Below are 23,848 nucleotides of genomic sequence, written 5' to 3'. Positions count from 1 at the left end.
CGGACGGCGGCGTGCGAACCAAGCGCGGGTTTCTGAACGGATACAGCGACGACGACGTGGAGCTACTCCGGTACGACGACCTCTCGGAGAAGGAGTTCTCCGGCGTCGGGACCCCGGACATCGACGAGGAGCGGCTCACGGTGACATCCTCGCCCGCCCTAAAGGGCGGGGCTTCCTACAAGGGAAGCCTCGTCGTCGGAGGTTTCAGAACTAAAGTCCGCGAGCGTCGTCTGTCGGGATGTCCGACTCTGCGCGCGGTGTCCTGTGGTGCTGTCACAAGCACTCCCGTCCCGTGGCGAGTCATCGACTGCCGGTTTCAGCGGCAGGCTCTCTCCCCACGGGTTGAAGCGACCGGCGATGTTGGTCGCTGCGTTGATGTCCGCCTGATACTCCGTCACCCAACACTCGTCGTTCGTGCATCGGAACTCGGCCTGCGCCTTCCGCGACCCGATGTGCCCGCAGGCATGGCACGTCTGAGAGGTGTACGCCGGGTTCACGAACCGCACCGGGATACCCGCGTCGAGGGCTTTGTCCTCGATACGTCCGGTGAGACGCGCGAACGCCCAATTGTGGAGTCGACGATTCATCCACTTCCCGTAGTCGAGATGCTCGCGGATGTGCGACAGGTCTTCGAGAACGATAACCGGATTCTCGAACTGTTGGGCGTACTCGACGGCCTGCCGAGACGCCTTCTCCACGATGTCCGTGAGGGCGTTTTGGTAGTAGTCGAACCGTTCGTCCACACGCCAGTCGGCGTTCCGCTCCTGAAGCCGGCGGAGGGTCGTGAACATCTCTTTGCGGAGGTGGCGGGCGCGACCGCCGTCGAACAGCATCGGTTGGGTCGGAGTACCGTCCCGACAGGCACAGCCCGTCAGGAGTTTGGATTCACCTACGTCGAAGCCGACCGGCGTCGGGTCGTCCGGTTCCTCTGGTTCCGCGACCGCGTACTCGACGGTGACGTGAAGCACCCAGTTGGTGCGGTGCTCTTGGAGTCGAAACTCGCCGACCGACACGTCTCCGTCGAGCAGGCCCGTCCACAACTCCCGCTGAGCGGGGTTGATGCGGAGCGGAATCCAGAAAGCGTTACCTCGCCCGGCCTGCGGAACGCGCCAGCAGAACTCGTGGGTTCGCTCTTCGGCGTGGTCGAGACGCCACCCCCGGTTCGTGAACCGAACGGGGTGGTCGTCGGCCACCTCGAAGGCGTCGTACGTCCGACGGAGTTGCGGGACGTAGTTCTTGAGCGCGTCTTTCGCGTAGGACGTGAGATTGTAGCCGGTGACGACATCGTTGACCGCCGTTTGCGTGTCCGCGCCACTCTCGAACGCATCGTCAAGAGCGCGGCGGTAGGTCGCCACGGTACGCTGAAGCCGACGCTCTTTGTGCGCCGTCGGTGGCGCAAGCGTGGCTTCGAGCGTTTTCGTGGCGGTTGTTTCGGCGGCCATCCGACAGGACAGCATACGACCAGAACCCACTTAACACCCACTGTTGATACACGAATGCATGGGCATAGAAATCCGATTCGAGGTAGACGACGAACAGTACGAGCGACTGAAAGCAATCAAGGACGCGAGAGGGTACACCTGGAAGGGGCTGATGCTGGAGGGCGTCAGGGCGTTGGACACCGACGAGACGTAGGCAGTGGACAGACAGCCGGGCGACCCGGACGGAAGCACCCAGCTACTCGAACGCGATTCCTCCCCGCGGTAAACGGCAGGGTTTCCTCGCTACCGCACAGATGACGGTCGAACTCGTCCCCCGTGACAGGATCGACGCGATCCGGATTTACCGCGTGAAGATGGAAGATTTCGAGCTGGCGTAGCTCAGACGAACGGGACGACGTCCTTCAGGCCGACCTTGACGACATCCGGGTTCTCGCGGGCGAAGTCCCGAAGCATCGGGAGGTCCTCGCGGTGGAGGAGTTTCGCGATGGCGCGGACGCTCCCGCCGTTCGCGGCGGCGAGCGTCTCGATGTCGATGTCGTTGATGTCGCGCATGAGGCGGTCGTAGCGCTCGTTCGGCGCGTAGTAGAGCAGATGCGTCATCAGGAGGCGGACGCCCGCGTCCGGCGCGACGTCGCGGTGCCAGAGGTCGTCGTAGATGCCGAGTTCCTCGGCGGAGGTGTCGACGGTGCCCGTGAGGCAGTGGTCGATGGCGACCGCGGCGGCGCGCGCGGACTTCATCCCCTTGTGGATGCCCTCGCCCCAGAGCGGGTCGATGCTCGGGACGGTGTCGCCGATGGCGAGAAAGCCGTCCGTCGAGAGCTGGCTCGGCGGCTGGATGTGCGCGGACCCGCGGTGCTGTTTGCCTTCGAGTTTCTCCGCGTCCGCGAAGCGCGGGTCGGACTCCAGCCAGTGTTCGAGGTAGCCGTCGATGCTCATCCCGTCCGTGTTCGAGTGGTACTTCTCGTTCTGGATGTAGCAGAGGCCGACTTTCGCGGTGTCGCCGCCCGTGTGGAATATCCACGAATACCCACCGGGCGCGAGGTCGTGGTCGAGGCGGAGCATCATCGCGTCCGTCAGGTCCGCGTAGTCGGGGTGGTTCACGTCGACGCCCTCCATCTCCCACTCGATACCGATGGCCTGGTTCTCGCGTTCGAGGTCGGAGACGCCGAGCTGTTTCGCCAGCGGTGCGGCGGGCCCGGTGGCGTCCACGACGACGTCGGCGCGGACCTCCTCGTCGCCGTCGTAGCGGACGCCGACGACGCTCCCGTTCTCCGTGATGGGCGCGGTCGCGCGCGAGTCGAAGCGGTACTCGGCGCCGCGTTCGCGGCCCTCGCGCACGAGGAAGCGCTTGAACTCGGCGAACTCCAACACCGCGCCCGGCTGGGACTGCGTGAAGTGACTCGACGGGGATTCGAGGACGACGTCGTCCGTGAACTGCATCACGACGTCGTCGGGGATACCGAACGACCCCATCATCCCGGGGAACGTCCCGGCGGTCGACTTGTTGCTCTGTCGGGGGAACTCGTCCTCGTTCTCCGTTTCGAGGACGAGCACGTCGTAGTCGCGTGCCGCGAGGTCCCTGGCGCACTGCGCGCCCGCGGGCCCGGCGCCGGCGATAACCACGTCGAAGTGGTCAGTCATATCCCTTGGAACCCGGGTCGCGCTAATCAGTCTTGCTGAATAGCCGTCTCCGGCGCTATTCCGACGCTTTCCGGGGAACAGAAGGGTCGTCCCAGATCGAGTCGGGGTACCGACTCGCCGCCGGGGCGCGTCCGCTCGCCCGGTGGACCGCGCCGGGGTCGATCACGTCGCGTTCGGATCGACCGCCACGCGATCGGCGACGATTTCGCGCCGAAGCGCGCGTCGCCGGACGGCCGATTGCTGTCGACGACCCGTCGCGGGCGTCGACGGGAGGAGAGTGAGAGGCGGTGCTCGCCGACCTCCGCGAGTCGGGCGTCGACGTCGCCGAGGGCCCCGTCGAACGAGAGGGAGCACGCGGGTGGACGACCTCGGTCTACGTCCGCGACCCGGACGGAAACCTCGTCGAAATCGCGCGCTACGAGGAGTGAGAGACGAGAGAAGAACGAACCGCGCGAGCTAGCGTTCGCGGCGCGAGCGGCTTGAAAAGCCCGAGCGCCGCGATTCACTCGCGCCGTCGGCGCGAGGCCCCGAACCCACCGGAGTTCACGTGAGGCGGAGGCGAACGTGAGCAAGGAGGAGCGAAGCTCCGACTGAGGTGGGTGACGGGGCTTTTGGCCGAGCGTTTGCCAGCCCCGGCGAAGCGGGGCGCGGCAAACGGTCGTCTAGTAGAACTCCCGAACGAGGTCGGTCGCGCCGTCGGGCGCACCATTCTCGTCGATGTCGGCCATGTTGCCCTCGACGCCGTGGGCGGTGTTGTAGTCGACCGCGTCCTCGTCCTCCCAGAGCACGCCGATGTACTCCTTTTCGCTGTCGAGAATCTTCTCCTTGGCGGCCTCCCGGTCGGTGGGGTCGTAGTCCTCCTCGTCGAGGTCGACGATGGAGTCCCGGAAGTAGTCGTACGTGTCGACGTCGTTGAAGGTCACGCACGGACTGAAGGTGTTGACGATGGAGAAGCCGTCGTGCTCGATGGCCTTCTGGACGATCTCCTGATGGCGCAGGGCGTTCGAGGAGAACGACTGCGCGATGAAGGACCCGCCGGCGGAGAGCGCGAGCGCGAGCGGGTTGACCGGGGGCTGTTTGGGGCCCTCGGGCGTCGTCGCCGTCTCGAAGTCGGGACGGGACGTCGGCGAGGCCTGGCCCTTCGTGAGCCCGTAGATGCGGTTGTCCATCACGACGTACGTGATGTCGATGTTCCGGCGGACGGCGTGGATGAAGTGGCCGGCGCCGATGGAGTAGCCGTCACCGTCGCCGCCCGCGACGACGACCTCGATGTCGGGGTTGGCGATCTTCACGCCGGTGCCGACGGGGAGCGCGCGTCCGTGGACGCCGTGGAGGGCGTACGAGCGGAGGTACGTCCCGATCTTGCCGCTACAGCCGATACCGGCGACGACGAACGTGTCGTCGGGGCTGTTGCCGGTCTCGGCGAGTCCCTTCATGATGCCGTTCATGGTCCCGAAGTCGCCGCATCCCGGGCACCACGTCGGCTGCTTGTCGGACTTGAAGTCGGTGAATCGAACGTCTGAGCTCATGCGATGACCTCCTTGATGTCGGCCGCGAGTTCGTCCGCCTTGAAGCGGACGCCGTTGTACTTGTTGATCCGGTCGACGCGTTCGAGGACGTCGCTCTCGACGACGTCCGCGAACTGCCCGGTGGCGTTGCACTCGACGACGACGGTCGTCTCCGCGTCCGCGACGGCCTCCGAGAGGTCGGGGCGCGGGAAGATGTAGGGGACGGAGAGGACGCGCACGTCGACGCCGTCCTCCTCCAGGAAGTCGAGGGCCTCGACGAGCGCGCCCTCGTTGGAGCCCCAGGAGACGACGAGCGTGTCGGCGTCCGCGTCGCCGTACTCGACGGGGCTGAAGTCCTCCTGCTCGCGGGCGGTCTCGACCTTCCGCTGGCGCTTATCGACCTGCTCGATGCGCTCGTCGGTGTCCTCGGTCCGGCGGCCGAGTTCGTCGTGTTCGAGCCCCGTGCTCATGTGAACGCCGCCCTCCGTGCCGGGGAAGGCGCGCGGGCTGACGCCGTCGGCGGTGACGGCGTGGGGTTTGAACTGGTCCTTCTCGTTTTGCCACTGCGAGATGTCCGCCTCGTCGACGACCTTCCCGCGGTCGATCTCGACCGCGTCCATGTCGAACTCCTCGGGGGCGAACGTCTCCTCGGTGACGGCCATGGCGAGGTCGGAGGCGATGTAGACCGGGGTCTGGTACTTCTCGGCGAGGTTGAACGCCTCGACGGTCTTGTGGAAGCAGTCCGCGACCGTCGTGGGCGCGACGACGAAGCGCGGAATCTCGCCGTGGCCGCCGTAGAGGAGCATGTTGAGGTCGCCCTGCTCCTGCTTCGTCGGCATCCCCGTGGAGGGGCCAGAGCGCATCACGTCGGCGATGACGAGCGGCGTCTCGGAGGTGGCGACGAGCCCGAACGTCTCGCTCATCAGGTCGATGCCGGGGCCGCTCGTCGCGGTCATGGAGCGCGCGCCGGCGCGGGCGGCACCGAGCGCGAGGTTGATGGCGGAGAGCTCGTCCTCGGCCTGGACGACGTGCCCGCCGAACTCCTCGATGCGTCCCGTGAGATAGGTCATCACGTCCGTCGCGGGCGTGATCGGATAGCCGGCGTAGAACTTACAGCCGGCGGCGATGGCGCCCATCCCGATGGCCTCGTCGCCGTTGAGGAGGACGTAGTCGTTGTCCGTCGTTTCGAGTTCGTAGTCGAGCGTGCCGACGTCGTCGGCGTAGTGCTCGTCGACGTACTCGGCGCCGAGGCGTGCGGCCTCCTTGTTGTTCTCGACTATCTTCTCGCCCTTCGAGCCGAAGCGCTTCTGGAGCGACTCGTCGAGGTTCTCGATGGGGAACTCGGCGACCTCACAGACGGCACCGAGCGCGACGACGTTGCGCATGAGCGCGCCGCCGGCGTCCTCGGCGAGCGACTTCAGCGGGATGTCGAGGCCCACCATCCCCTCGGGGACCTCGAAGTCGCTGAACTCCGTGCGCTCGCCGTCGTAGATGATGACGGAGTCGTCGTGGAGCTCGTCCATGTTCTCCTCGACGGTGCGCTCGGTGAGCGCGATGAGGACGTCGAGGCGGTCGACGACGCTCTGTACCTTCTCAACCGAGGTACGGACCTTGTAGGCGGTGTAACCACCCCGGATTCGGGACGCGAAGTCCTTCGAGGTGAAGACGTGGCGACCGGCGCGGGAGAGTGCCTGCGCGAACACCTTCCCGGTCGAGTCGATTCCATCGCCGGCTTCGCCGCCGATGGCCCAGTTCAGGTCGTCGTGCATGTATCCGACGGTTCAAAGCGGGCAAGCAAAAGGCTTCTGAAGCGACAATCGGGCCGTGAGATGACCGAATACGGCCGTGCGAGAGATTCTCTGGACGTACGTCCATCGGGAATGATATGCCATGTCACGGACACTCAACGTGAACGATAGAACGGGACGAATCGGGGGCGCGACCCCAACAGTTTTTCCCGGCGAAGCCCCTACGAGGAGGTATGTCGCGACAGGGGAGCGCGGCTGTCGGTGAAACCATCGAACAGCTGCGAGGGGCGTACGGGGGATTCCCCGTCGTCGAGGAGCGGACCACCGTGCCGCACGAGGCGCTCGTGCAGTGCATGACGAGCGCGAGCGAGGGCCGCCTCGGCGGCGCGCGGGCGTTGCTCGAACGCGGCGGGCGGACCCTGCTGGTTCGCTACCGCGAGAACCCCGACGTCTGGGACCTCCCCGGCGGGAGTCTCGACCGGCACGAGAACCACGAGCAGACCGCGAAGCGCCACGTCGCCGAGCAGGTCGGCGTCGAGTGCGTGCTCACGGGCGCGTTCCGCGCGCGCCGGCAGACGTTCACGCTCGTCGACGGCGGCGAGGGCGCGAGCGGTCTCTGGATTCACTTCGAGGCCGAACCGCTCGGCACCGAGGCCGACCTCGACCCGAGCGACGAGATCGTCGAGGCGCGCTGGTTCGACGACCCACCGGAGGCACTCGCCGCGCCGATCCGCGAGCGCCTCGCCGACGACGAGTAGCGCTTCTCCCCAAGGTTTCTGTCCCGCGGCGACGGAGTGCGTGTATGGACCCGGAGACGCTCCGCGCGGACATCCCCGCGCTCGACGACGCCACCTATCTGAACACGGGCGCGAGCGGGCCGTCCCCCGAACGGGTCGTCGAGGCGGCCGAGGCCGCGCTCGAACGCCACGAGTACGAGGCGCACGCCACCGAGAACCCCTACGTCTCGGCGGCCGAACTGTTCGACGACGCGCGCGAGCGCCTCGCGGCCCACCTCGACACCGACCCGTCGAGCGTCGCGCTGACGCAGTCGACGACGGACGGCGTGAACCGCATCGCCACCGCCATCGACTGGGAGCCCGGCGACGTCGTCGTCCGCACGGACGTCGAGCACGCCGCGGGCGTCCTCCCGTGGCGTCGCCTCCGCGACAGTCACGGCGTGCGGACCCGAGTCGTCCCCACCACCGGGGGTCGAATCGACCGCGCGGCGTACCGCGAGGCCGTCGCGGACGCCCGGCTCGTCTGTCTCTCCGCGCTCACGTGGACCCACGGCACCCGCCTGCCCGTGGCGGACCTCGTCGACGAAGCGCACGACGCGGGCGCGGAGGTCCTCGTCGACGCCGTCCAGGTGCCCGGGCAGGCCCCGATGCCCGTCGAGTCGTGGGGCGCCGACTACGTCGCCGCCGCCGGCCACAAGTGGCTGTGCGGGCCGTGGGGCGCGGGCTTCCTCTACGTCGACCCCGACGCCGCGGAGCGCCTCGAACCGCTCCAGGTCGGCTACCGGAGCGTCCGGGACCCCGAGGGCGCGGGCTACGAGTTCCACCCCGGCGCGCGGCGCCTCGAAGTCGGGACGGTCTCGCCGGGCCCCCACGCGGGCCTGATGGAGGCGCTCGACGTCGTCGAGGAGGTGGGTCTCGACGCGATCCGCGACCGGATCGACGCCCTCACGGAGCGCTTCGTCGACGGTCTCGCGGACGACCGACTCCTCGGCCCCGACACGCCCGAGTCCGGTCTCGTCGCCTTCGAGAGCGACGACCCCGAGGCGCTCGTCGCGGGTCTCCGGGAGCGGGGCGTCGTCGTCCGCGCGCTCCCCACGGGCGCCGTGCGCGCGTCGTTCCACGTCTTCAACACAGCGGAGGACGTCGAGCGACTCCTGACGGCGATGGCCGACGTCGAGAACTAGGGCGCGAGCACGCGGTCCTCGGGCACCGTCACGTCGCCCGTGACGATGGCGACGTCGCCGACCGGCCCGTCGGTCGTATCGCCCGTCGCTCCCTCTGCACCTTCCCCGTCGTCCACGCCCGGCAGGAGCACCGTCGCACCTGCGCGGAAGGCACCGAGCACGGCGACGACGGTCGCATCGTCCGCGAAGGGCGCGCGAACGGCGACGACGTCGTCCGCGTCGAGGTCGGCGGCGACCGTCCCGGCGGCGTCGAGGAGGAGGCGCTGACTCGGGCCGTCGCCGCCCTCGGCGTCGCGGAGCGCCGGGACGTCGCCGTCGAACGAGACGGGCGGGAACGCGGGATTCTCGCTCCAGACGCCGCCCTCGAAGTGGCCGTCGGCGGGGTCGTCGGGTTTCGCGCCGTAGCCGACGCGCTGGCCGCCCGCGCCGAGGTCGTAGTCGGCGAGCGCGTCGGTGGGGGCGACGACGGCGCGGCCGTCGAACGACCCGGGCGGGTCGAACGTCACGGGCGCGGCGAGGAGCGCCGACCCGAGGAAGGCGAAGACCGTCTTCGGGTCCGGGACGTCGGCGACGCCGACCCCGGAGCCGCGGTGGACGCCGCGCGAGCGGAGGTAGTTGCCGACCTTGTAGGACGTCGCGCGGACCTCGCGGGCGGGGAGCGACGCCGGGGGCGCGCGGAGCGTCGCGCTCGCCGGGAGGTCGGCGAGCAGTTCGTAGACCGTCTCCATACGCCCCACACGGGACCCGACACACAAAAGCGGGCGCGTTCGCCCGTATAGTGCGCTACCGTGTCACACGAATCGGGTCGGTGGGGGGCTTCGCCGGCGCCCGAACGCCTTTGGCGCTTCCGGAAGACGTGACAGGTATGTCGGAGTTCACCAGCGACGACGTTCCGCGCGCGAACGGGATGCCGCGGCTCGGACTCGGGACGTGGGAGAACACGGACCCCGAGGCGTGCGCGAACGCCGTCGAGACGGCCCTGGAGATGGGGTATCGACACATCGACACCGCCCAAGCGTACGGCAACGAGGAGTCCGTCGGGCGCGGCATCGAGAACGCCGACGTCGAGCGTGAGGACGTCTTCCTCGCCACGAAGGTCTGGATCGACCACGCAGACCGCGAGGGCGTCATCGAGAGCACCGAGGAGAGCCTCGACAAACTCGGCGTCGACTACGTCGACCTGCTCTACATCCACTGGCCGGGCCGGACGTACGACCCCGAGGAGACCCTGCCCGCCCTCGAGGAGCTGAAGGCCGAGGGGAAGATCGAGCACATCGGCGTCTCGAACTTCGAGCGCCGCCACATCGAGGAGGCCCAGGAGATAATGGACGAGCCCATCTTCGCGAACCAGGTCGAGATGCATCCGTTCCTCCAGCAGCGCCAGCTGCGCTCGTTCATGGACGAGACGGACGTCGAACTCGTCGCGTACTCGCCGCTCGCGCGCGGCGACGTCTTCGGGGACGACGTGCTCGCGGACGTCGCGGAGGACCACGACGCCAGCGAGGCGCAGGTCGCGCTCGCCTGGCTCCGCGAGAAGGGCGTCACCGCGATTCCGAAGGCCACCTCCGAGGACCACATCGCGGACAACTGGGAGAGCCTCGGCGTCGAACTGAGCGACGACGACATCCGCCGGATCGACGCCATCGACGCCGCGGAGCGCCGCGTCGACCCCGGCTTCGCGCCGTGGAACGACCTGCCGGACGACAGATAACGCGAACGCCGTCGCTTCGGTCGACGTGAGTGACTCTCGGGCACAGCGCGTCGAGAGAAGAACCGCGTCGGTCGCGATTGAGCGGGGGTAAACAGCCTGGGGCGCGGTGGCCCGAGGCTTTTGTAATTCCCTCAGCCGTGCGCTAGCACTCCCTGTTCCGCAAGGGAACGGGATGAGGTTGGGCGGCTTACACGCCCCGACCCGGACAGACGCACCAACCTGACCTGCGGCTGGGTTTTGTGAGTCCGGTAATTCGTCGTATTACCGTCGAGTTTCGCCCTCTCGCGCCACGCAATATTCACCGACGCATTCCGGTCAGCGTGGTCTTGCGCCACGTCACACTCGTCGTTCGGACACCGGAACCGCCGTCCCTGTCGACTGCCACGCTCACCACAGCACGAACACGTCTTCGAGTTGTAGTACGCATCCACCGTATCCGTCGGAATCTCTCGCCACGTTGCCTTGTACGAGACAAACTTCTTGAACTTGTGGAACGGCAATTTGTGCAACCGGCGGTTCATATACGAGCCGTACTGTATTTCCTCGCGGATGCCACTCATATCCTCGAACACGATAACCGGATTCGAGAACTGCTCTGCGAACTCCACGACAGCACGGGAGAGCCGATGCAACACCCACTCGGTAAATCGTTCCTCCTTGTCACCGAGTTTCCGGTGGATGCTCGTCTTGCCGTGTTCCTGACAGCGAGTAGTGATCGTGTGGTAGCGTTGGCGTTCCTGCTTTACTCGCCCGGAGTCGGGGACGAGTGTGCCCTTCGTCCGCATCGTCTCGCGGTCGAGGGCGGTGAGAGCGACGTTGCGCTCGTTGATGTCCACGCCAACAAGCGTGTCGCTGGTGTCGGGTTCGGGCACGTCGAACTCGCGTGTGACCGTGACGTGTAGGTAGTACACGCCATCGCGGTACAGGAGTTCGGCTTGCCCCACATCCACCTCGTCCGACGCGAGAGCGTCTCGAAGTTCGTCCATCGCGTCCGGTTCACTCCGAAGGTGGCCTCTCACCTTCTTGTAGGGTTTCGGGCTGATGCGGAACTGGACGCGGTTCGTGTCGTCAACGGTAAGGCGATAGCCCTCCGTATGCGCCATCACGAGCGGGTACGCACCAGAGCTGTCCGTACTCGGCGGCGTCGGCTTACCACTATCTGGGTCGTCTTGATTCTCCCACCACTCTTTGAGTGACTGGTAGGAGTCCCACGTCTGGAGGGCTTTGCCGACGACCGCGCACTTGTTGTTCCGCAAGAAGTCGTCGCGGTCAACCTCTCGCTGTATCTCGGTGCGACTGTCCCCGTGTTGTGTGAGGCGGATGGTCTCGTTGAATATCTCGCGCGAAGCGAGGCGGGCGTCGTGAAGCCACGACCGTTCACCAGACGCTATGTGTAGGCGCGTCTGAATGGTTTTCGTGGCTTCTTCACCCATGCTTTGACAATCGTTCCAGACTGTCATAAATATAGGGAAGAGGGATGGAGGAGTACCGCAGTCACGCACATTCGGTCAGTTCCTGCAAGTATCACTTCGTCTGGTGTCCCAAGTCAAGCAAATCTTCGATTTGCGTACCTCGCGGGATCTCCGATCCCGCTTAGTACCGCCACCCGGTTCTCGATGTAGTGGAGGTCGATGTGCGAGAGTTGTTTGCGGAGACTGCCGACCACTTCGAGCACGAAATTCTGGCGTTGGAGATTGCAGACGACCACGTACACCTGTTCGTGCAAACAGATTCGAAACACAGTCCAGCAGATATTGCTCGGCAGTTCAAGTCGTACTCAGGAAACCACCTACTGGAACGGTATCCCGAGATTCGGGAGTCGTATTTCTGGGGCGGTGGATTCTGGAAGGTCGGATACTACGTGGGAACGACGGGAGCCGTGTCGGAGGAAGTGGTTGAACGGTATATCGAGGAGACAGAACACTAAGTCGAGTGTCGGGCTTCATCACCAGAAGTCGGAGACTTCTGGTTAGCAACCAGAACGCGAAGCGTTCTGGTGACACCCCCGACCCCGGTGGGTCGGGGAAATCGCCCTCGCAGGTCGTTTAGAAGGGCGCATCGAGGTCCTCGTCCTCGTCGCTTCCGCCGTCGGGGGCGGCCGTCGCGTCGGCCTCCTCGGTTTCGTCCGCATCCGCGTCGGCGTCGTCGGCGTTCAGCGTCTCCGCGAGGTCGCCCTCCTCGTCGAGCTGCGCGAGGACGTCGCTCCCGCCGACGAACTCGCCGTCGACGTACGTCTGGGGAATCGTCTCCCAGCCGGAGTGCTCGTTCAGGGCCTCGCGGAACGCCCCGAGGTTCTGGAGGGTGTCGACGGCCTCGAAGTCCTCGCGGTACTGCGAGATGAGGCCGACGGCGCGCTTCGAGTAGCCACACTGGGGCATCACGGGCGTCCCCTTCATGAAGAGGACGACGTCGTTGTTCTCGATGGCCGCGTCCACCGTCTCCTGCACCTCGTCGTCGTCCAGCCCCTCGCTCATCGGGTCGAACGTCATGCACACCGATTGGCGGTGAGTGGGGAAAGGCGTTGTGCTGGGGGCGACTACGTCGCCCCCGAACGAGCGAACGGCTTACTCGTCCCCGTCGGCGTCGCTGTCGTTGCCGACGCGGATGACCTGCATGAGCGCGTCGACGGGGACGCCCTCGACGTCGCCGACGCCCTGTTTGTCGACGAGGACGGCGGCGGCGATGGCGTGCCCGCCGGTCTCCTCGATGGCCTCGACGGCCTCGTTGATGGTGGTGCCGGAGGTGATGGTGTCGTCGACGATGAAGCAGTCGCGGCCCTCGACCTGCGCGAAGTTGCGGCTGAAGCTCCCGCCGAGGTCCTCGATGTCCCCTTCCTCCCACTGGTGCTTGCGGGGGGTGTACGTCCCGAGGTCGGTTTCGAGTTCGCGCGCGACGGCGGTGGCGAGGGGGACGCCAGCCTTCTCGACGCCGATGACGAGGTCGACGTCGTGGCTGTGTTCGCGGAGGAGGTCGGCGAGTGCGACGCCGACGGCGGAGAGTCGCGCGCCGGCCTCGCCGATGGCGCTCCAGTCGACGTGGACGTCCTGCGGGCCGCCGGCGCTCGCGGGTTCGGTCTCGACGTCGGTCGCGCCGGTGCTGCGGCCGGCGCGCTCGACGAGCCAGCTCGCCGTCTCGCGCGAGACGTTCAGTTCGTCGGCGATCTCGCCGCGGGAGAGCCCGCGGGCGGCGAGGTCGCCGGCGCTGTCGATGAGGTCGTCGACGTTCTTCATGTCGTGCGGGTTCGGGGGCCGGTTGTATGGTCGTTTCGTTGCCGAGGGACGAGCGGCGGCCGACGGCGCGTGCGACGGCGCGCGGTGGGTACGAAGTGGTACACGACGACGCGGTCACGTGCGTGACGGCGTGCGGCGGGACGCGACGCGGGACCGGGGCCATTTATACGGCGACGGCGACGACACGGACCATGGAGCGGTACGACGAGCTGTACGCGCTGTACGAGACGTTCGACACCGACACGCTCCGCGCGTATCAGGACTTCATCGACCTCTTCCCGCCGGTCGACTCGCGGGTGGCGCTGGAGTACTGGGAGGAGGCGAGCGACGAGCTCGCACAGCGCCGGGATTCGGTGGCGGACGCGCACGGCGAGACGTACGCGTCGCTCGCCGCGCACGCGACGCGCGAGCAGGCGTTCACCGCTCTCGACCTCCACAGCAAACACGGACGGCCCGTGAACGTCCTCGTGCTCGACGTCGACGAGACGCTGCGTTCGGCGGGGAGCACGGACAACGAAATCCCGCGCGAGACCCTTCACCTCCTCACGGTCTTCCACGAGCACGACGTTCCCATCGTCGTCTGCACGGGCCAGACCTTGGAGAACGTGAAGGGCTTTCTCAACCAGGGGTTGGGCAACGAGTTCGTCCACTCGGGGGAGGTCTCCGTCGTCTACGAGGCGGGGAGCGGCGTGTTCACGCCCGGCCACGGCTCCGAGACGAAGCGCCTGCTCTACGAGGACCTCGACGAGCGCGTGCGGGACGTCTTCGGCTACGTCCGCTCGCGCGTCCTCCGCGACGCGCCCGAGCGCGTCCGGCGGGGCTGTCACCTGCAGGGCAACGAGTTCAACGTCACGCTGAAGCCGAACCACGAGACGGGGAGCGACGCCGCGGTGGAGATAATCGACGAGGCCATCGTCTACGTCACGGAGCTCCTCGCGGCGGCCATCGACGACGCGACGCCGGCGGACGTGCGCGCCTACTACGCGACGCGCGACCCCGAAATCGCGGCGGTTCTCGACGAGGCGGACGCGCTCCCCGAGGGGGAGGACGTCCCGGAGGACGTCGGGGCCGTCCTCGATCGCGTGCAGCTCGCCTACTACGAGGGCGACGCGGCGGAGGTGACGGCGCGCGAACTCGACAAGGTCGCGGGCGTCGAGGCGGCGCTGGACGTGCTCGGAATCGACGACCCGTTCACGCTCGTGATGGGCGACTCGAAGAGCGACCTGCGCGTGATGGAGTGGGCGGAGGCGAACGACGCGGGTATCGCCGCCGCGCCCGAGCACGCCTCGACGCGCGTCCTCGACCACGTCCGGGGAACGGACGGGCTCACGTACGCGCGCGGGGCGGCCGGGAACGTCCTGCGCACCGTCTACGCCCTCAATCGCCTCGCGGACGGTGACTAACGGGAAAGACTCACAAGATTTACCCTACGTCGAGTGAATCTCGCCACTATGGCGAAGGACTACCGAGAGCTCCACGACCCGAACGCGGAGTACACGATGCGCGAACTCTCCGCGGACACGATGGGCGTAACGGCGGAGCGCGGGGGCGGGCGCGACGTCGAGATTACGGACGTGCAGACGACGATGGTGGATGGGAACTTCCCGTGGACGCTCGTCCGTATCTACACGGACGCGGGCATCGTCGGCACCGGTGAGGCCTACTGGGGCGCGGGGGTCCCCGAGCTCATCGACCGGATGGCGCCGTTCGTCATCGGCGAGAACCCCCTCGACATCGACCGGCTCTACGAGCACCTCGTCCAGAAGATGAGCGGCGAGGGGAGCGTCGAGGGCGTCACCGTCACCGCCATCGCCGGCATCGAGGTCGCGCTCCACGACCTCGCCGGCAAGATTCTCGACGTGCCCGCCTACCAGCTTCTCGGCGGGAAGTACAGAGACGAGGTGCGCGTCTACTGCGACTGTCACACCGAGGCGGAGGCCGACCCCGAGGCCTGCGCGGACGAGGCCGAGCGCGTCGTCGAGGAACTCGGCTACGACGCCCTCAAGTTCGACCTCGACGTCCCCTCCGGTCACGAGAAGGACCGCGCGAACCGCCACCTCCGCCCGGGCGAGATTCGGCACAAGGCCGAAATCGTGGAGGCCGTGACGGAGCGCGTGAAGGACCGCGCGGACGTCGCCTTCGACTGCCACTGGACGTTCTCCGGCGGGAGCGCGAAGCGCCTCGCGGCCGCCATCGAGGAGTACGACGTCTGGTGGCTCGAAGACCCCGTCCCGCCGGAGAACCTCGAGGTGCAAGAGGAGGTCACGAAGTCCACGCTCACGCCGATTACGGTCGGCGAGAACCGCTATCGCGTGACCGAGGAACGTCGGCTCATCGAGAACCAGGCGGTCGACATCGTCGCGCCCGACCTCCCGAAGGTCGGCGGGATGCGCGAGACGCAGAAGATCGCGGACGTGGCGAACCAGTACTACGTCCCGGTGGCGATGCACAACGTCTCCTCGCCCATCGCCACGATGGCGTCCGCGCAGGTCGGTGCCGCCATCCCGAACGCCCTCGCCGTCGAGTACCACTCCTACGAGCTCGGCTGGTGGGCGGACCTCGTCGAGGAGGACGTCATCGAGGACGGCCGAATCGAGATTCCCGAGAAGCCCGGCCTCGGTCTCACGCTCGACATGGACGCCGTCGAGGCGCACATGGTCGAGGGCGAGACGCTGTTCGACGAGGAGTGAAGCGACTCGTCGAGCACGCGACGCCCCGCGTCGCCCAGTTCGACGAAGCCTGAAAGGGTTCGTCGGGCAAGCGGAGCTCCGCTCCGCCCAGTTCGACGAGGCGTAGCGAAGCGGAGCCTCGTTGAGCACGCAGGACGGAGTCCTGCCCAGTTCGACGAGGCGTAAGCCTCGTCGGGCGAACGTTCTTCCCCGGCGGCGTCGAACGCCGCGTATGGTCCACGTCCGTTACTTCGGCTACCTCGGTGCGCTCCTCCTCGCGCTCACCGCCGCGTTCGTCGTCGGGTTCGGGCTCGACGCCCTCCACGGGGCCGTCGCCGTCCAGATCGGGCTCGTCGCCCTCGCGGGCCTCTGCTGTGTGGCCGGCGGCTTCGCGAACCCGCTCCGCGAGCGCGTCGGCGCGCTCCGCCTCGTCGGGGTCGGTGACGTCGCGCTGGGCGCCTCGATGGCGGTCAGCGCCCTCACGGTCGAGAGCGCCCTCCTCGCCCGGATCGTTCCCGTCCTCGGCGGCGTCTTCATCGCCCTCATCGGCGTCAACTACGTCACGGACGGTCGGTTCTTCGAAATCGGCGGCGTCGAGGTCTGAGTTACTCGTCGAGTTCCTCGCGGAGCAGGCCGTTGACCTGGCCGGGGTCGGCGCTCCCGCCGGTCTTCTGCATCACCTGCCCGACGAGGAAGTTGATGGCGCCCTCGTCGCCGTCCTCGTAGTCCGCGACGGCGTCCGGGTTCTCCGCGATGGCGGCCTCGACGGCTGCCTGCACTTCGTCGCCGCTCGTCTTCCCGAGGTCCTCGGCCTCGACGATGTCGTCGGGGGTCTCGCCCTCGTCGAGCATCCCCCGGAGGACGACCTCGCGGGCGTTCTTCTCCGTTATCTCGTCCTCGGCGACGAGCTCGACGAGGCGCGTGAACTCGTCGAAGCGCCCTTCGAGGTCGGTGACCGCCATGTCGCGGTAGTTGAGTTCGCCGAGGAGGTTGTCGGCGACCCACGTCGCCGCGAGGTCGGGGTCGTACTCGCGGGCGATCTCCTCGAAGAAGTCCGCGACCTCCTTCGTCGAGGTGAGCTTGCTCGCCGCCTCCTCGCTGAGGTCGTACTCCTCGCGGAAGCGCTCGCGGCGCGCGTCGGGGAGCTCCGGAATCTCCAGGCGCTCCTTCCAGTCGGAGACTTCGAGCGGCGGGAGGTCGGCCTCCTCGAAGTAGCGATAGTCCTTCTCGGCCTCCTTCGAGCGCATCGAGACCGTGATTCCGCGGCTCTCGTCCCAGTGGCGGGTCTCCTGTTCGACTTCCCTCCCTCGCTGGATGGCGTTGCGCTGGCGCGTCACCTCGTAGGCGAGCGCCTGCTGTGCGCCCTTGTGACTGGAGATGTTCTTCACCTCGGTGCGGTTCGCCTCGGCGAGGACGGCGTCGTCGACCTCGCCGGCGAGGTCGTCCGCGGACACCATCGAGATGTTCGCGTCGACGCGGAGGCTCCCGTCGCGTTCGGCGTCGTAGATACCCAAATACTCGAGGACCTCTTCGAGCTTGGCGAGGAAGGCACGGGTCTCGTCGGGCGAGCGGAAGTCGGGTTCGGTGACGATCTCGACGAGGGGGGTGCCGGCGCGGTTGTAGTCGACCTTCGTGTAGTCGGCGGTGTCGATGCTGCCGCCGACGTGCTGGAGGCTCCCGGGGTCCTCCTCCAGGTGGGCGCGCGTGATGCCGATGTCGCGGCGGCGGTCCTCGACGCGGACTTCGAGCTCGCCGTCCTGACAGATCGGGGCGTCGTACTGGGTGAGCTGGAAGCCCTTCGGGAGGTCGGGGTAGAAGTAGTTCTTCCGGTGGAAGGTCGTGCGCTCGGGGATGTCGGCGTGGAGGGCCTTCCCGAGGCGGACGGCGGCCTCGACCGCGCCCTCGTTGAGGACGGGGAGTGCGCCCGGGAGGCCGAGACACGTCGGGCAGGTGTGCGTGTTCGGCTCGGCGTCGGCGGCGTCGGTCGAACACCCGCAGAAGATTTTGGTGTCCGTCTCCAGTTGCACGTGGACCTCCAGCCCGATGACGGCGGCGAGGTCCTCCGTGGCGGCCTGCGTGCTCATTACGGGAGGATTCGACGCCCGGCCGCTTAGTCGTGACGAAGGCACGTCCGTCCGCCCGGCCCGCGCCGCTCGACCCGCCAGGCGTCTGCCGTTCGTCTGACGCACGACCGCCACACGCTTATAGTCGGGGAGTCCCTGTGTGCGTCTATGTCGAACGATAGCGAGGACGTCGCCGCGCTCGAAAACCGCGTGAAGGAGCTCGAAGCCACGGTTCGCGGGCTGACCGAGGAGCTCGTCGACGCGAACGAGCGCATCCGTGAACTCGAGAACCACCACGACGCCCACGAGAGCGCGGGTCGCCCCGCGAGCGAGCCGCTCGCCGCCGGCGCGCCCGACGAGGGCGGTGCCACGGAGGAGGCGACGGAGAGCGCCGACGCGGCGGCCGCCGAATCCGGCGACGCCGCGGCCGCCGAACCGGAAGACACACCCGCGGAGGGTGCCGAGGAGACCGACGAGGAGTCCGAACTCGACGACATCATCGTCGCCTGAGGCTCCGCGTCTCCCCAGATGTACATCGACGAAATCGTTCTCGAGAACTTCAAGAGCTTCGGGCGGACCACGCGCATCCCGTTCTACGAGGACTTCACGACGATCAGCGGGCCGAACGGCAGCGGGAAGTCCAACATCATCGACGCCGTCCTCTTCGCGCTCGGTCTCGCGCGCACGCGCGGGATGCGCGCCGAGAAACTCACCGACCTCATATACAACCCGAGCCACGACGGCGACGGCGACTCCGCCGGTCCCCGCGAGGCGAGCGTCGAGGTCGTCCTGAACAACGAGGACGGGACGCTCGCGCGCTCGCAGGTCGTGAACGCCGCCGGGAGCGACGACGTCGGCGACGTCGAGACGATCACCGTGAAGCGCCGCGTGAAACGCACCGAGGACAACTACTACTCCTACTACTACCTCAACGGCCGCTCGGTGAACCTCTCGGACGTCCAGGACCTCCTCGCGCAGGCCGGCGTCACCCCCGAGGGGTACAACGTCGTCATGCAGGGCGACGTGACGGGCATCATCAACATGACGCCCGGCGAGCGCCGCGAGGTCATCGACGAGATCGCGGGCGTCGCGGAGTTCGACGCGAAGAAGGCCGACGCCTACGACGAACTCGACGTCGTCGAGGACCGCATCGAGGAGGCCGACCTCCGCATCTCCGAGAAGCACGACCGGCTCGAACAGCTCGAAGACGAGCGCGAGACGGCCCTCGAGTACCAGGGGCTCAAAGAGGAGAAGGCGGAGTACGAATCCTACCGGAAGGCCGCCGAACTGGAGGAGAAACGCGACGACCTCGAATCGACCGAGGCCGACGTCGCGGAGCGCGAGGCGGAGCTCGCCGACCTCCGCGAGGAACTCGACACCCGACGGGGGCGCGTCGCGCGCCTCGAAGACGAGCTCGACGAGCTCAACGCCGAGATAGAGCGCACCGGCGAGGACGAGCAGCTCGCCGTCAAGCGCGAGATCGAGGAGGTGAAAGGCGACATCGGCCGGCTGGAGGACAAGATCGAGTCGGCCGAGGAGCGCCGCGAGCGCGCGGAGAGCGAGCGCCGCGAGGCGTTCGTCGCCATCGACCGGAAGAACGAGGAGCTCGACGACCTCGAAGGCGAGATTCGCGAGGTGAAAGTCGAGAAGGCCTCCGTGACGGCCGACATCGAGGAGCTGGAGACCGAAATCGACGACGTCGAGGCGGCAATCGAGGACGTCGACACCGAGTTCGACGAGCTGAAGGCCGACCTGGAGTCGAAGAAGGAGGAAATGGAGGCGGCGAAGTCGGCGCGCAACGACCTCCAGCGCGAGAAGGACCGCCTGCTCGACGAGGCGCGACGACGCTCGAACGAGGTGAGCGAGGCGGAGGCCGACCTGGAGGCCGCCCGCGAGGAGCTCCCCGAGTTCGACCAGCGCCTCGACGACCTGCACGACGAACTCGAGAAGGCGGAGGCGAACGAGGCACAGATCGAGGAGGTCGTCGCGGACCTCAAGGCCCAGAAGCAGGAGCGACAGGCCGACCTGAACGACGTCGAGGACGACCTGCAGGAGGCCCGCGAGGAGTACGCGCGCCTGGAGGCGAACGCCGAGCAGTCCGGCGACTCCTCGTACGGGCGGGCGGTCTCGACGGTCCTGAACAGCGGGAAGGAGGGCGTCCACGGCACCGTCGCGCAGCTCGGCGGCGTCGAGGGGCGCTACGCGACGGCCGCGGAGACGGCCGCGGGCGGGCGGCTGGCGCACGTCGTCGTGGACGACGACGGCGTCGGGCAGTCCTGCATCGAGTACCTGAAGTCGCGCAACGCGGGGCGCGCGACGTTCCTGCCGCTGACGGAGATGCACGAGCGCTCGCTCGGACGCACGCCCGACGTCCCGGGGGTCGTGGACTTCGCGTTCAACCTCGTGGACTTCGACCGCCAGTACGCGGGCGTCTTCTCGTACGTCCTGGGCGACACGCTCGTCGTCGAGGACATGGAGACGGCGCGCGACCTGATGGGCGACTATCGGCTCGTGACGCTCGACGGCGAGCTCGTCGAGAAGAGCGGCGCGATGACAGGCGGCAGCCGCTCGGGGTCGCGCTACTCCTTCTCGAAGTCCGGGCAGGGCCAACTCGAACGCGTCGCGGCGAAGATAAACGACCTCGAGGACGAACGCCAGTCGCTACGCGACGACGTCCAAGAGATCGAGGAGCGCCTCGACGGCGCGCGCGACCGGAAGTCGGACGCCCTCGACACCGTCCGCTCGCTCGAAACCGACATCGAGCGCGTGGAGGCCGAAAAAGAGGACACGGAAGCGCGGATCGAGGAGCTCGCCGAGCGCCTCGCCGAGCTCGAATCCGAGCGCGCGGACGTGGACGAACGCATGGGCGAACTCGACGAGGAGATCGCCGAACGGGAGGACGAGATCGACGAGCACGAGGCCGAAATCGAGGAGCTGGAGGCTGAGCTCGCGGATTCGGAGATTCCCGAGCTCACCGCGAAGCGCGAGGAGCTGGAGACCGAGGTCGACGAGCTCGACGACCGGCGCGCGGAGCTCGACGGCGAGCTCAACGACCTCCAGCTCCAACACCAGTACGCCGAGAACGAGATCGAGGACCTCCACGACGACGTCGAGGAGGCCCAGAACACGAAGGCCGAGCAGGCGGAGCGGATCGAGGAGTTCGAGGCGGAAATCGAGGCGAAGCGCGAGACGCTCGCCGAGAAGGAGGCCGAAGTCGAGGAGTTGGAGGCGGAGCTCGCGGACCTGAAGGCGGAGCGCGAGGCCCTCAAGGATGACCTCGATGAGGCCCAGCGCGTCCGCGACGAGCAGGCCCAGCGGGTCGAGTCGGTCGAGAGCCGCGTCGAGAGCCTGCGGAGCGCCGCCGAGCGCCTCCGCGAGGAGATTTCGGAGCTCGAAGACGCCGTCGGCGACTACGAGGCCGACGAGATTCCGGACATCGACGAGGTGGAGGAGACGGTGGCGCGCCTCGAACGCCGGATGGAGGCCTTAGAGCCCGTGAACATGCTCGCTATCGAGGAGTACGACGAGGTCGAGGCGGACCTCGACGACCTGGAGGAGAAACGCGAGACGCTCAAAGCGGAGGCCGAGGGCATCCGGGAGCGCATCGAGAGCTACGAGTCCCAGAAGCGCGAGACGTTCATGGACGCCTACGAGGCCATCGACGGGCACTTCCAGCGCATCTTCTCGCGGCTCTCCGCGGGGTCGGGCGAACTCGTCCTGGAGGACGAGGACGACCCCTTCGAGGGCGGCCTGACGATGAAGGCCCAGCCGGCGGACAAGCCCGTCCAGCGCCTCGACGCGATGAGCGGCGGCGAGAAGTCGCTCACCGCGCTGGCGTTCATCTTCGCCATCCAGCGGCACAACCCCGCGCCGTTCTACGCGCTCGACGAGGTGGACGCGTTCCTCGACGCCGTGAACGCCGAACGCGTCGGCGAGCTCGTGGACGAACTCGCGGCGGACGCGCAGTTCGTCGTCGTCAGCCACCGCTCGGCGATGCTCGAGCGCTCCGAGCGCGCCATCGGCGTGACGATGCAGGGCGACAACGTCAGCGCCGTGACGGGCATCGACCTGACCGGCGGGGAGGAGGCCCCCGCGGATGACTAGCGAGACGCCTCGGAGAGGCGTCTCGGAGAACGCGAGCGGGGAGCGACGCGACCCGCGAGGGGACGCCGAGGATAGCGAGCCGCGGGGGGAGGAGGAACCGCGACGCGAGTCCGCGGGCGACACCCCCGCGGACGACGCGCGCGTCCGCGCCGACGGCGGCAACCCGGAGGACGCGTTCACGCTCTCGGGGCACGAGTCGTCGGGCGGGGGCGACCTCTCGCTCGGCGAGGGGCCGGACGACCCCGAACCCGAGGACGGCGACGCGGCGGACGACGAGGTCGAGCCGGTCGAGTTGCTCGTCCAGCTGGCGAAAGAGGGCGAGATAGAGCCGTGGGACATCGACATCGTGGACGTGACCGACGCCTTCCTCGACAAGCTCGACGAGGCGGACCTGCGGACGTCGGGGCGCGCGCTCTTCTACGCCTCGGTGCTGTTGCGGATGAAGTCCGACGCCCTCCTCGAACCGGACGAACCCGAGGAGGACGCGGCGGAGGGAGAGGAGCCGACGGGGTGGGACGACTGGGAGCCCGGGATGGACGAACTTCCCGAGGACGCGCCGGGCGTCGACCCCATCGCGGCGCTGGAGGACGAGATGGACCGGCGCCTCGAACGCAAACCCCAGCGGGGGACGCCGGAGACGCTGGACGAGCTCGTGCGCTCGCTGCGCGAGGCCGAGCGGGGGTCGTGGTGGAAGGAGTCCCGAACGTACGACACCTCGGAGAGCCCGCAGGGGTTCCAGCGCGGCGTGCAGGAACTCGACTACCGGAGCGGCGACGACTTCCGCGCGGAGGAGGAGCCGACGGCGGCGGACGTCACGGACACCGCGCACGGCGAGGACATCGAGGCGACCATCGAGGACGTCGAGGACGCGCTCGCGTCGCGGTACGGCCGCGGGCGTGCGGAAGTGCTGTTCGCGGAGGTCGCGGACGCGGGGGACTCGCGGGTCGAGTCGTTCCTCGCGGTGCTCTTTCTCGCCCACCGGGGGCGCGTGACGCTGGAGCAGGACGAACTGTTCGGCGACCTCTGGGTCGTCGACGGGTCGGCTTAGTCGAGCGGGAACCAGTCGGTCTCGATGCCCGAGTCCGTGAGCGTCCAGCGCTGGCGGACGCCGTCGGGGCCGGCGTCGACGCGGACGGTGGCGTCGAAGAGCGGTTCGAGGGTGGCGAGGGGGTCGTTTCGCGGGTCGCTCGCGGTGTGGACGTGACCCATCCCGTCGACGTCGCGGACGGTGCTCGTGAGGAGGTGGACGAACCGGAAGAGCGCCTCGTGGTCGACGGCGTCGAGGAAGGGGTCGAGGGCGTCGAGGCAGAAGCGGAGTTCGCCGGGGTCGGTGTCGTCGCCGGCGACGCGGCGGACGTGGTCCTCGACGAGCGCGTACAGGCCGGCGAGGTCGTCGAGGGTCTCGACGGCGTCGTACCACCGGCGGGCGGCCGTCGCTGGCTCGCTCGCCGCGGGCGTCGGTGCCGTCGTGGACGGGCTCGCGGCGGCGGCGGAGCGCGTCGGGACGGCGTCCGTGGCGTCGACGACGCCGAGGGTGGCGGGGTCGCGGTCGTGTGCGCCGGCGGCGCGACGGCCGAGCAGGTCGTCGACGGGCGTGGCGGTCGTGAGGAAGACGTGGCGACGCTCGAGGTCGTCGCCGCCGAGCAGTCGCTCGCAGGCCGCGCTCGACCCGTGGGCGCGGTCGTCGACGACGAGGACGGCGCATCCTCGCCGCTTGAGGGCGGCGAGTTCGCGCGAGAAAGCCGCCGATTCGGTCTCCGGGGCTCCCATTAGTGGTGACTGCTACACCCGGACCGCTATTTAGTGCTTTC

The 23,848-nt window shown here is 68.0% G+C and carries 21 protein-coding genes and 1 pseudogene; 12 read left to right on the top strand and 10 right to left on the bottom strand.

All coding sequences use genetic code 11. The features are described 5' to 3' along the window. Nucleotides 1-158: 158 nt before the first annotated feature. A complete protein-coding gene (locus tag IEX84_RS11175) occupies nt 159-1,442 on the bottom strand; it encodes an RNA-guided endonuclease TnpB family protein (protein ID WP_188872664.1) in 1,284 nt (427 codons plus the stop codon). 58 nt (nt 1,443-1,500) lie between these two features. Here IEX84_RS11175 and IEX84_RS14750 point away from each other — a divergent pair, with 58 nt between their 5' ends. After that, on the top strand, nt 1,501-1,635 hold the full coding sequence (locus IEX84_RS14750; RefSeq protein WP_268237657.1) for a hypothetical protein: 135 nt from the start codon (nt 1,501-1,503) through the stop codon (nt 1,633-1,635). Nucleotides 1,636-1,820: 185 nt separating this feature from the next. On the opposite strand, the gene IEX84_RS11170 is transcribed toward IEX84_RS14750, so the two are convergent. Further along, nucleotides 1,821-3,083 carry a digeranylgeranylglycerophospholipid reductase gene (locus IEX84_RS11170; protein WP_188872663.1) on the bottom strand — a complete coding sequence of 421 codons (1,263 nt, stop codon included), beginning with the start codon at nt 3,081-3,083 and terminating at the stop codon, nt 1,821-1,823. A 287-nt stretch (nt 3,084-3,370) separates the two neighbouring features. On the opposite strand from IEX84_RS11170, the gene IEX84_RS11165 reads away from it, so the two are divergent. Next, nucleotides 3,371-3,511, top strand: a complete 141-nt coding sequence (locus IEX84_RS11165) for a VOC family protein (protein ID WP_188872662.1) — start codon at nt 3,371-3,373, stop codon at nt 3,509-3,511. A gap of 234 nt (nt 3,512-3,745) precedes the next feature. On the opposite strand, the gene IEX84_RS11160 is transcribed toward IEX84_RS11165, so the two are convergent. Both IEX84_RS11160 and IEX84_RS11155 read right to left on the bottom strand, forming a co-directional pair. After that, nucleotides 3,746-4,612, bottom strand: coding sequence for a 2-oxoacid:ferredoxin oxidoreductase subunit beta (locus IEX84_RS11160; RefSeq protein ID WP_188872661.1), 867 nt, complete (start codon nt 4,610-4,612; stop codon nt 3,746-3,748). Next, nucleotides 4,609-6,360, bottom strand: coding sequence for a 2-oxoacid:acceptor oxidoreductase subunit alpha (locus IEX84_RS11155; protein ID WP_188872660.1), 1,752 nt, complete (start codon nt 6,358-6,360; stop codon nt 4,609-4,611). The genes IEX84_RS11160 and IEX84_RS11155 overlap by 4 nt, the downstream gene beginning before the upstream one ends. A gap of 212 nt (nt 6,361-6,572) precedes the next feature. Here IEX84_RS11155 and IEX84_RS11150 point away from each other — a divergent pair, with 212 nt between their 5' ends. Together IEX84_RS11150 and IEX84_RS11145 are read left to right on the top strand one after the other, a co-directional pair. Beyond that, nucleotides 6,573-7,097, top strand: coding sequence for an NUDIX hydrolase (locus tag IEX84_RS11150; protein ID WP_188872659.1), 525 nt, complete (start codon nt 6,573-6,575; stop codon nt 7,095-7,097). Nucleotides 7,098-7,141: 44 nt separating this feature from the next. After that, nucleotides 7,142-8,260 carry an aminotransferase class V-fold PLP-dependent enzyme gene (locus IEX84_RS11145; protein ID WP_188872658.1) on the top strand — a complete coding sequence of 373 codons (1,119 nt, stop codon included), beginning with the start codon at nt 7,142-7,144 and terminating at the stop codon, nt 8,258-8,260. On the opposite strand, the gene IEX84_RS11140 is transcribed toward IEX84_RS11145, so the two are convergent. Then, the gene (locus IEX84_RS11140) at nt 8,257-8,988 is read right to left on the bottom strand and encodes a hypothetical protein (RefSeq protein ID WP_188872657.1); all 732 of its coding nucleotides are present in this window, start codon (nt 8,986-8,988) and stop codon (nt 8,257-8,259) included. The genes IEX84_RS11145 and IEX84_RS11140 overlap by 4 nt on opposite strands. A gap of 137 nt (nt 8,989-9,125) precedes the next feature. Between IEX84_RS11140 and IEX84_RS11135 the strand changes: the two genes are divergently transcribed. Next, on the top strand, nt 9,126-9,971 hold the full coding sequence (locus IEX84_RS11135) for an aldo/keto reductase (protein ID WP_188872656.1): 846 nt from the start codon (nt 9,126-9,128) through the stop codon (nt 9,969-9,971). 131 nt (nt 9,972-10,102) lie between these two features. Here the strand turns inward: IEX84_RS11135 and IEX84_RS11130 are convergent, their stop codons facing one another. Further along, nucleotides 10,103-11,404, bottom strand: coding sequence for an RNA-guided endonuclease InsQ/TnpB family protein (locus IEX84_RS11130; RefSeq protein ID WP_188872655.1), 1,302 nt, complete (start codon nt 11,402-11,404; stop codon nt 10,103-10,105). Nucleotides 11,405-11,448: 44 nt separating this feature from the next. On the opposite strand from IEX84_RS11130, the pseudogene tnpA reads away from it, so the two are divergent. Continuing rightward, nucleotides 11,449-11,898: pseudogene (gene tnpA, locus IEX84_RS11125) on the top strand (IS200/IS605 family transposase). Nucleotides 11,899-12,016: 118 nt separating this feature from the next. On the opposite strand, the gene IEX84_RS11120 reads toward tnpA, so the two are convergent. Then, on the bottom strand, nt 12,017-12,460 hold the full coding sequence (locus IEX84_RS11120; RefSeq protein WP_188872654.1) for a glutaredoxin family protein: 444 nt from the start codon (nt 12,458-12,460) through the stop codon (nt 12,017-12,019). A 75-nt stretch (nt 12,461-12,535) separates the two neighbouring features. After that, nucleotides 12,536-13,201: a transcriptional regulator GfcR gene (gfcR, locus tag IEX84_RS11115; protein ID WP_188872653.1), complete on the bottom strand. Its 666-nt coding sequence runs from the start codon at nt 13,199-13,201 to the stop codon at nt 12,536-12,538. Nucleotides 13,202-13,392: 191 nt separating this feature from the next. Here gfcR and IEX84_RS11110 point away from each other — a divergent pair, with 191 nt between their 5' ends. From IEX84_RS11110 to IEX84_RS11100, 3 genes are all read left to right on the top strand, one after another. Then, nucleotides 13,393-14,604 carry an HAD family hydrolase gene (locus IEX84_RS11110; RefSeq protein ID WP_188872652.1) on the top strand — a complete coding sequence of 404 codons (1,212 nt, stop codon included), beginning with the start codon at nt 13,393-13,395 and terminating at the stop codon, nt 14,602-14,604. A gap of 48 nt (nt 14,605-14,652) precedes the next feature. Continuing rightward, nucleotides 14,653-15,891, top strand: coding sequence for a mandelate racemase/muconate lactonizing enzyme family protein (locus tag IEX84_RS11105; RefSeq protein WP_188872651.1), 1,239 nt, complete (start codon nt 14,653-14,655; stop codon nt 15,889-15,891). A gap of 211 nt (nt 15,892-16,102) precedes the next feature. Then, nucleotides 16,103-16,474 carry a hypothetical protein gene (locus IEX84_RS11100; RefSeq protein WP_188872650.1) on the top strand — a complete coding sequence of 124 codons (372 nt, stop codon included), beginning with the start codon at nt 16,103-16,105 and terminating at the stop codon, nt 16,472-16,474. 1 nt (nt 16,475) lies between these two features. On the opposite strand, the gene gatB is transcribed toward IEX84_RS11100, so the two are convergent. Further along, nucleotides 16,476-17,954: an Asp-tRNA(Asn)/Glu-tRNA(Gln) amidotransferase subunit GatB gene (gene gatB, locus IEX84_RS11095; protein ID WP_188872649.1), complete on the bottom strand. Its 1,479-nt coding sequence runs from the start codon at nt 17,952-17,954 to the stop codon at nt 16,476-16,478. 147 nt (nt 17,955-18,101) lie between these two features. Between gatB and IEX84_RS11090 the strand changes: the two genes are divergently transcribed. From IEX84_RS11090 to IEX84_RS11080, 3 genes are read left to right on the top strand one after another with little or no spacing between them, the layout of a single operon-like run. Then, nucleotides 18,102-18,443 (top strand): DUF7518 family protein, encoded by a 342-nt coding sequence (locus IEX84_RS11090; RefSeq protein ID WP_188872914.1) that lies wholly within the window; start codon nt 18,102-18,104, stop codon nt 18,441-18,443. Between the two features lie 18 nt (nt 18,444-18,461). Then, nucleotides 18,462-22,037, top strand: a complete 3,576-nt coding sequence (gene smc, locus IEX84_RS11085) for a chromosome segregation protein SMC (RefSeq protein WP_188872648.1) — start codon at nt 18,462-18,464, stop codon at nt 22,035-22,037. Then, nucleotides 22,030-23,085: a segregation and condensation protein A gene (locus IEX84_RS11080; RefSeq protein ID WP_188872647.1), complete on the top strand. Its 1,056-nt coding sequence runs from the start codon at nt 22,030-22,032 to the stop codon at nt 23,083-23,085. The genes smc and IEX84_RS11080 overlap by 8 nt, the downstream gene beginning before the upstream one ends. On the opposite strand, the gene IEX84_RS11075 is transcribed toward IEX84_RS11080, so the two are convergent. Continuing rightward, nucleotides 23,082-23,807, bottom strand: a complete 726-nt coding sequence (locus IEX84_RS11075) for a DUF7504 family protein (RefSeq protein ID WP_188872646.1) — start codon at nt 23,805-23,807, stop codon at nt 23,082-23,084. The genes IEX84_RS11080 and IEX84_RS11075 overlap by 4 nt on opposite strands. Nucleotides 23,808-23,848 lie beyond the last annotated feature (41 nt).

The organism is Halarchaeum rubridurum (genome assembly GCF_014647115.1).
Classification (GTDB): domain Archaea; phylum Halobacteriota; class Halobacteria; order Halobacteriales; family Halobacteriaceae; genus Halarchaeum; species Halarchaeum rubridurum.
The sequence above is the reverse complement of the archived record's forward strand: the minus strand, read 5'-3'. Positions and strand labels throughout refer to the sequence as shown.

Bases quoted from the DNA above. Each gene is read 5' to 3' on its own strand.
- IEX84_RS11100 (WP_188872650.1), top strand. From the start codon at position 16,103: ATGGTCCACGTCCGTTACTTCGGCTACCTCGGTGCGCTCCTCCTCGCG.
- IEX84_RS11120 (WP_188872654.1), bottom strand. From the start codon at position 12,460: ATGACGTTCGACCCGATGAGCGAGGGGCTGGACGACGACGAGGTGCAG.
- IEX84_RS11075 (WP_188872646.1), bottom strand. From the start codon at position 23,807: ATGGGAGCCCCGGAGACCGAATCGGCGGCTTTCTCGCGCGAACTCGCC.
- IEX84_RS11145 (WP_188872658.1), top strand. From the start codon at position 7,142: ATGGACCCGGAGACGCTCCGCGCGGACATCCCCGCGCTCGACGACGCC.
- IEX84_RS14750 (WP_268237657.1), top strand. From the start codon at position 1,501: ATGGGCATAGAAATCCGATTCGAGGTAGACGACGAACAGTACGAGCGA.
- IEX84_RS11135 (WP_188872656.1), top strand. From the start codon at position 9,126: ATGTCGGAGTTCACCAGCGACGACGTTCCGCGCGCGAACGGGATGCCG.
- IEX84_RS11130 (WP_188872655.1), bottom strand. From the start codon at position 11,404: ATGGGTGAAGAAGCCACGAAAACCATTCAGACGCGCCTACACATAGCG.
- IEX84_RS11080 (WP_188872647.1), top strand. From the start codon at position 22,030: ATGACTAGCGAGACGCCTCGGAGAGGCGTCTCGGAGAACGCGAGCGGG.
- IEX84_RS11140 (WP_188872657.1), bottom strand. From the start codon at position 8,988: ATGGAGACGGTCTACGAACTGCTCGCCGACCTCCCGGCGAGCGCGACG.
- smc (WP_188872648.1), top strand. From the start codon at position 18,462: ATGTACATCGACGAAATCGTTCTCGAGAACTTCAAGAGCTTCGGGCGG.
- IEX84_RS11175 (WP_188872664.1), bottom strand. From the start codon at position 1,442: ATGGCCGCCGAAACAACCGCCACGAAAACGCTCGAAGCCACGCTTGCG.
- IEX84_RS11090 (WP_188872914.1), top strand. From the start codon at position 18,102: ATGTCGAACGATAGCGAGGACGTCGCCGCGCTCGAAAACCGCGTGAAG.
- IEX84_RS11155 (WP_188872660.1), bottom strand. From the start codon at position 6,360: ATGCACGACGACCTGAACTGGGCCATCGGCGGCGAAGCCGGCGATGGA.
- IEX84_RS11150 (WP_188872659.1), top strand. From the start codon at position 6,573: ATGTCGCGACAGGGGAGCGCGGCTGTCGGTGAAACCATCGAACAGCTG.
- gatB (WP_188872649.1), bottom strand. From the start codon at position 17,954: ATGAGCACGCAGGCCGCCACGGAGGACCTCGCCGCCGTCATCGGGCTG.
- IEX84_RS11170 (WP_188872663.1), bottom strand. From the start codon at position 3,083: ATGACTGACCACTTCGACGTGGTTATCGCCGGCGCCGGGCCCGCGGGC.
- IEX84_RS11105 (WP_188872651.1), top strand. From the start codon at position 14,653: ATGGCGAAGGACTACCGAGAGCTCCACGACCCGAACGCGGAGTACACG.
- gfcR (WP_188872653.1), bottom strand. From the start codon at position 13,201: ATGAAGAACGTCGACGACCTCATCGACAGCGCCGGCGACCTCGCCGCC.
- IEX84_RS11110 (WP_188872652.1), top strand. From the start codon at position 13,393: ATGGAGCGGTACGACGAGCTGTACGCGCTGTACGAGACGTTCGACACC.
- IEX84_RS11160 (WP_188872661.1), bottom strand. From the start codon at position 4,612: ATGAGCTCAGACGTTCGATTCACCGACTTCAAGTCCGACAAGCAGCCG.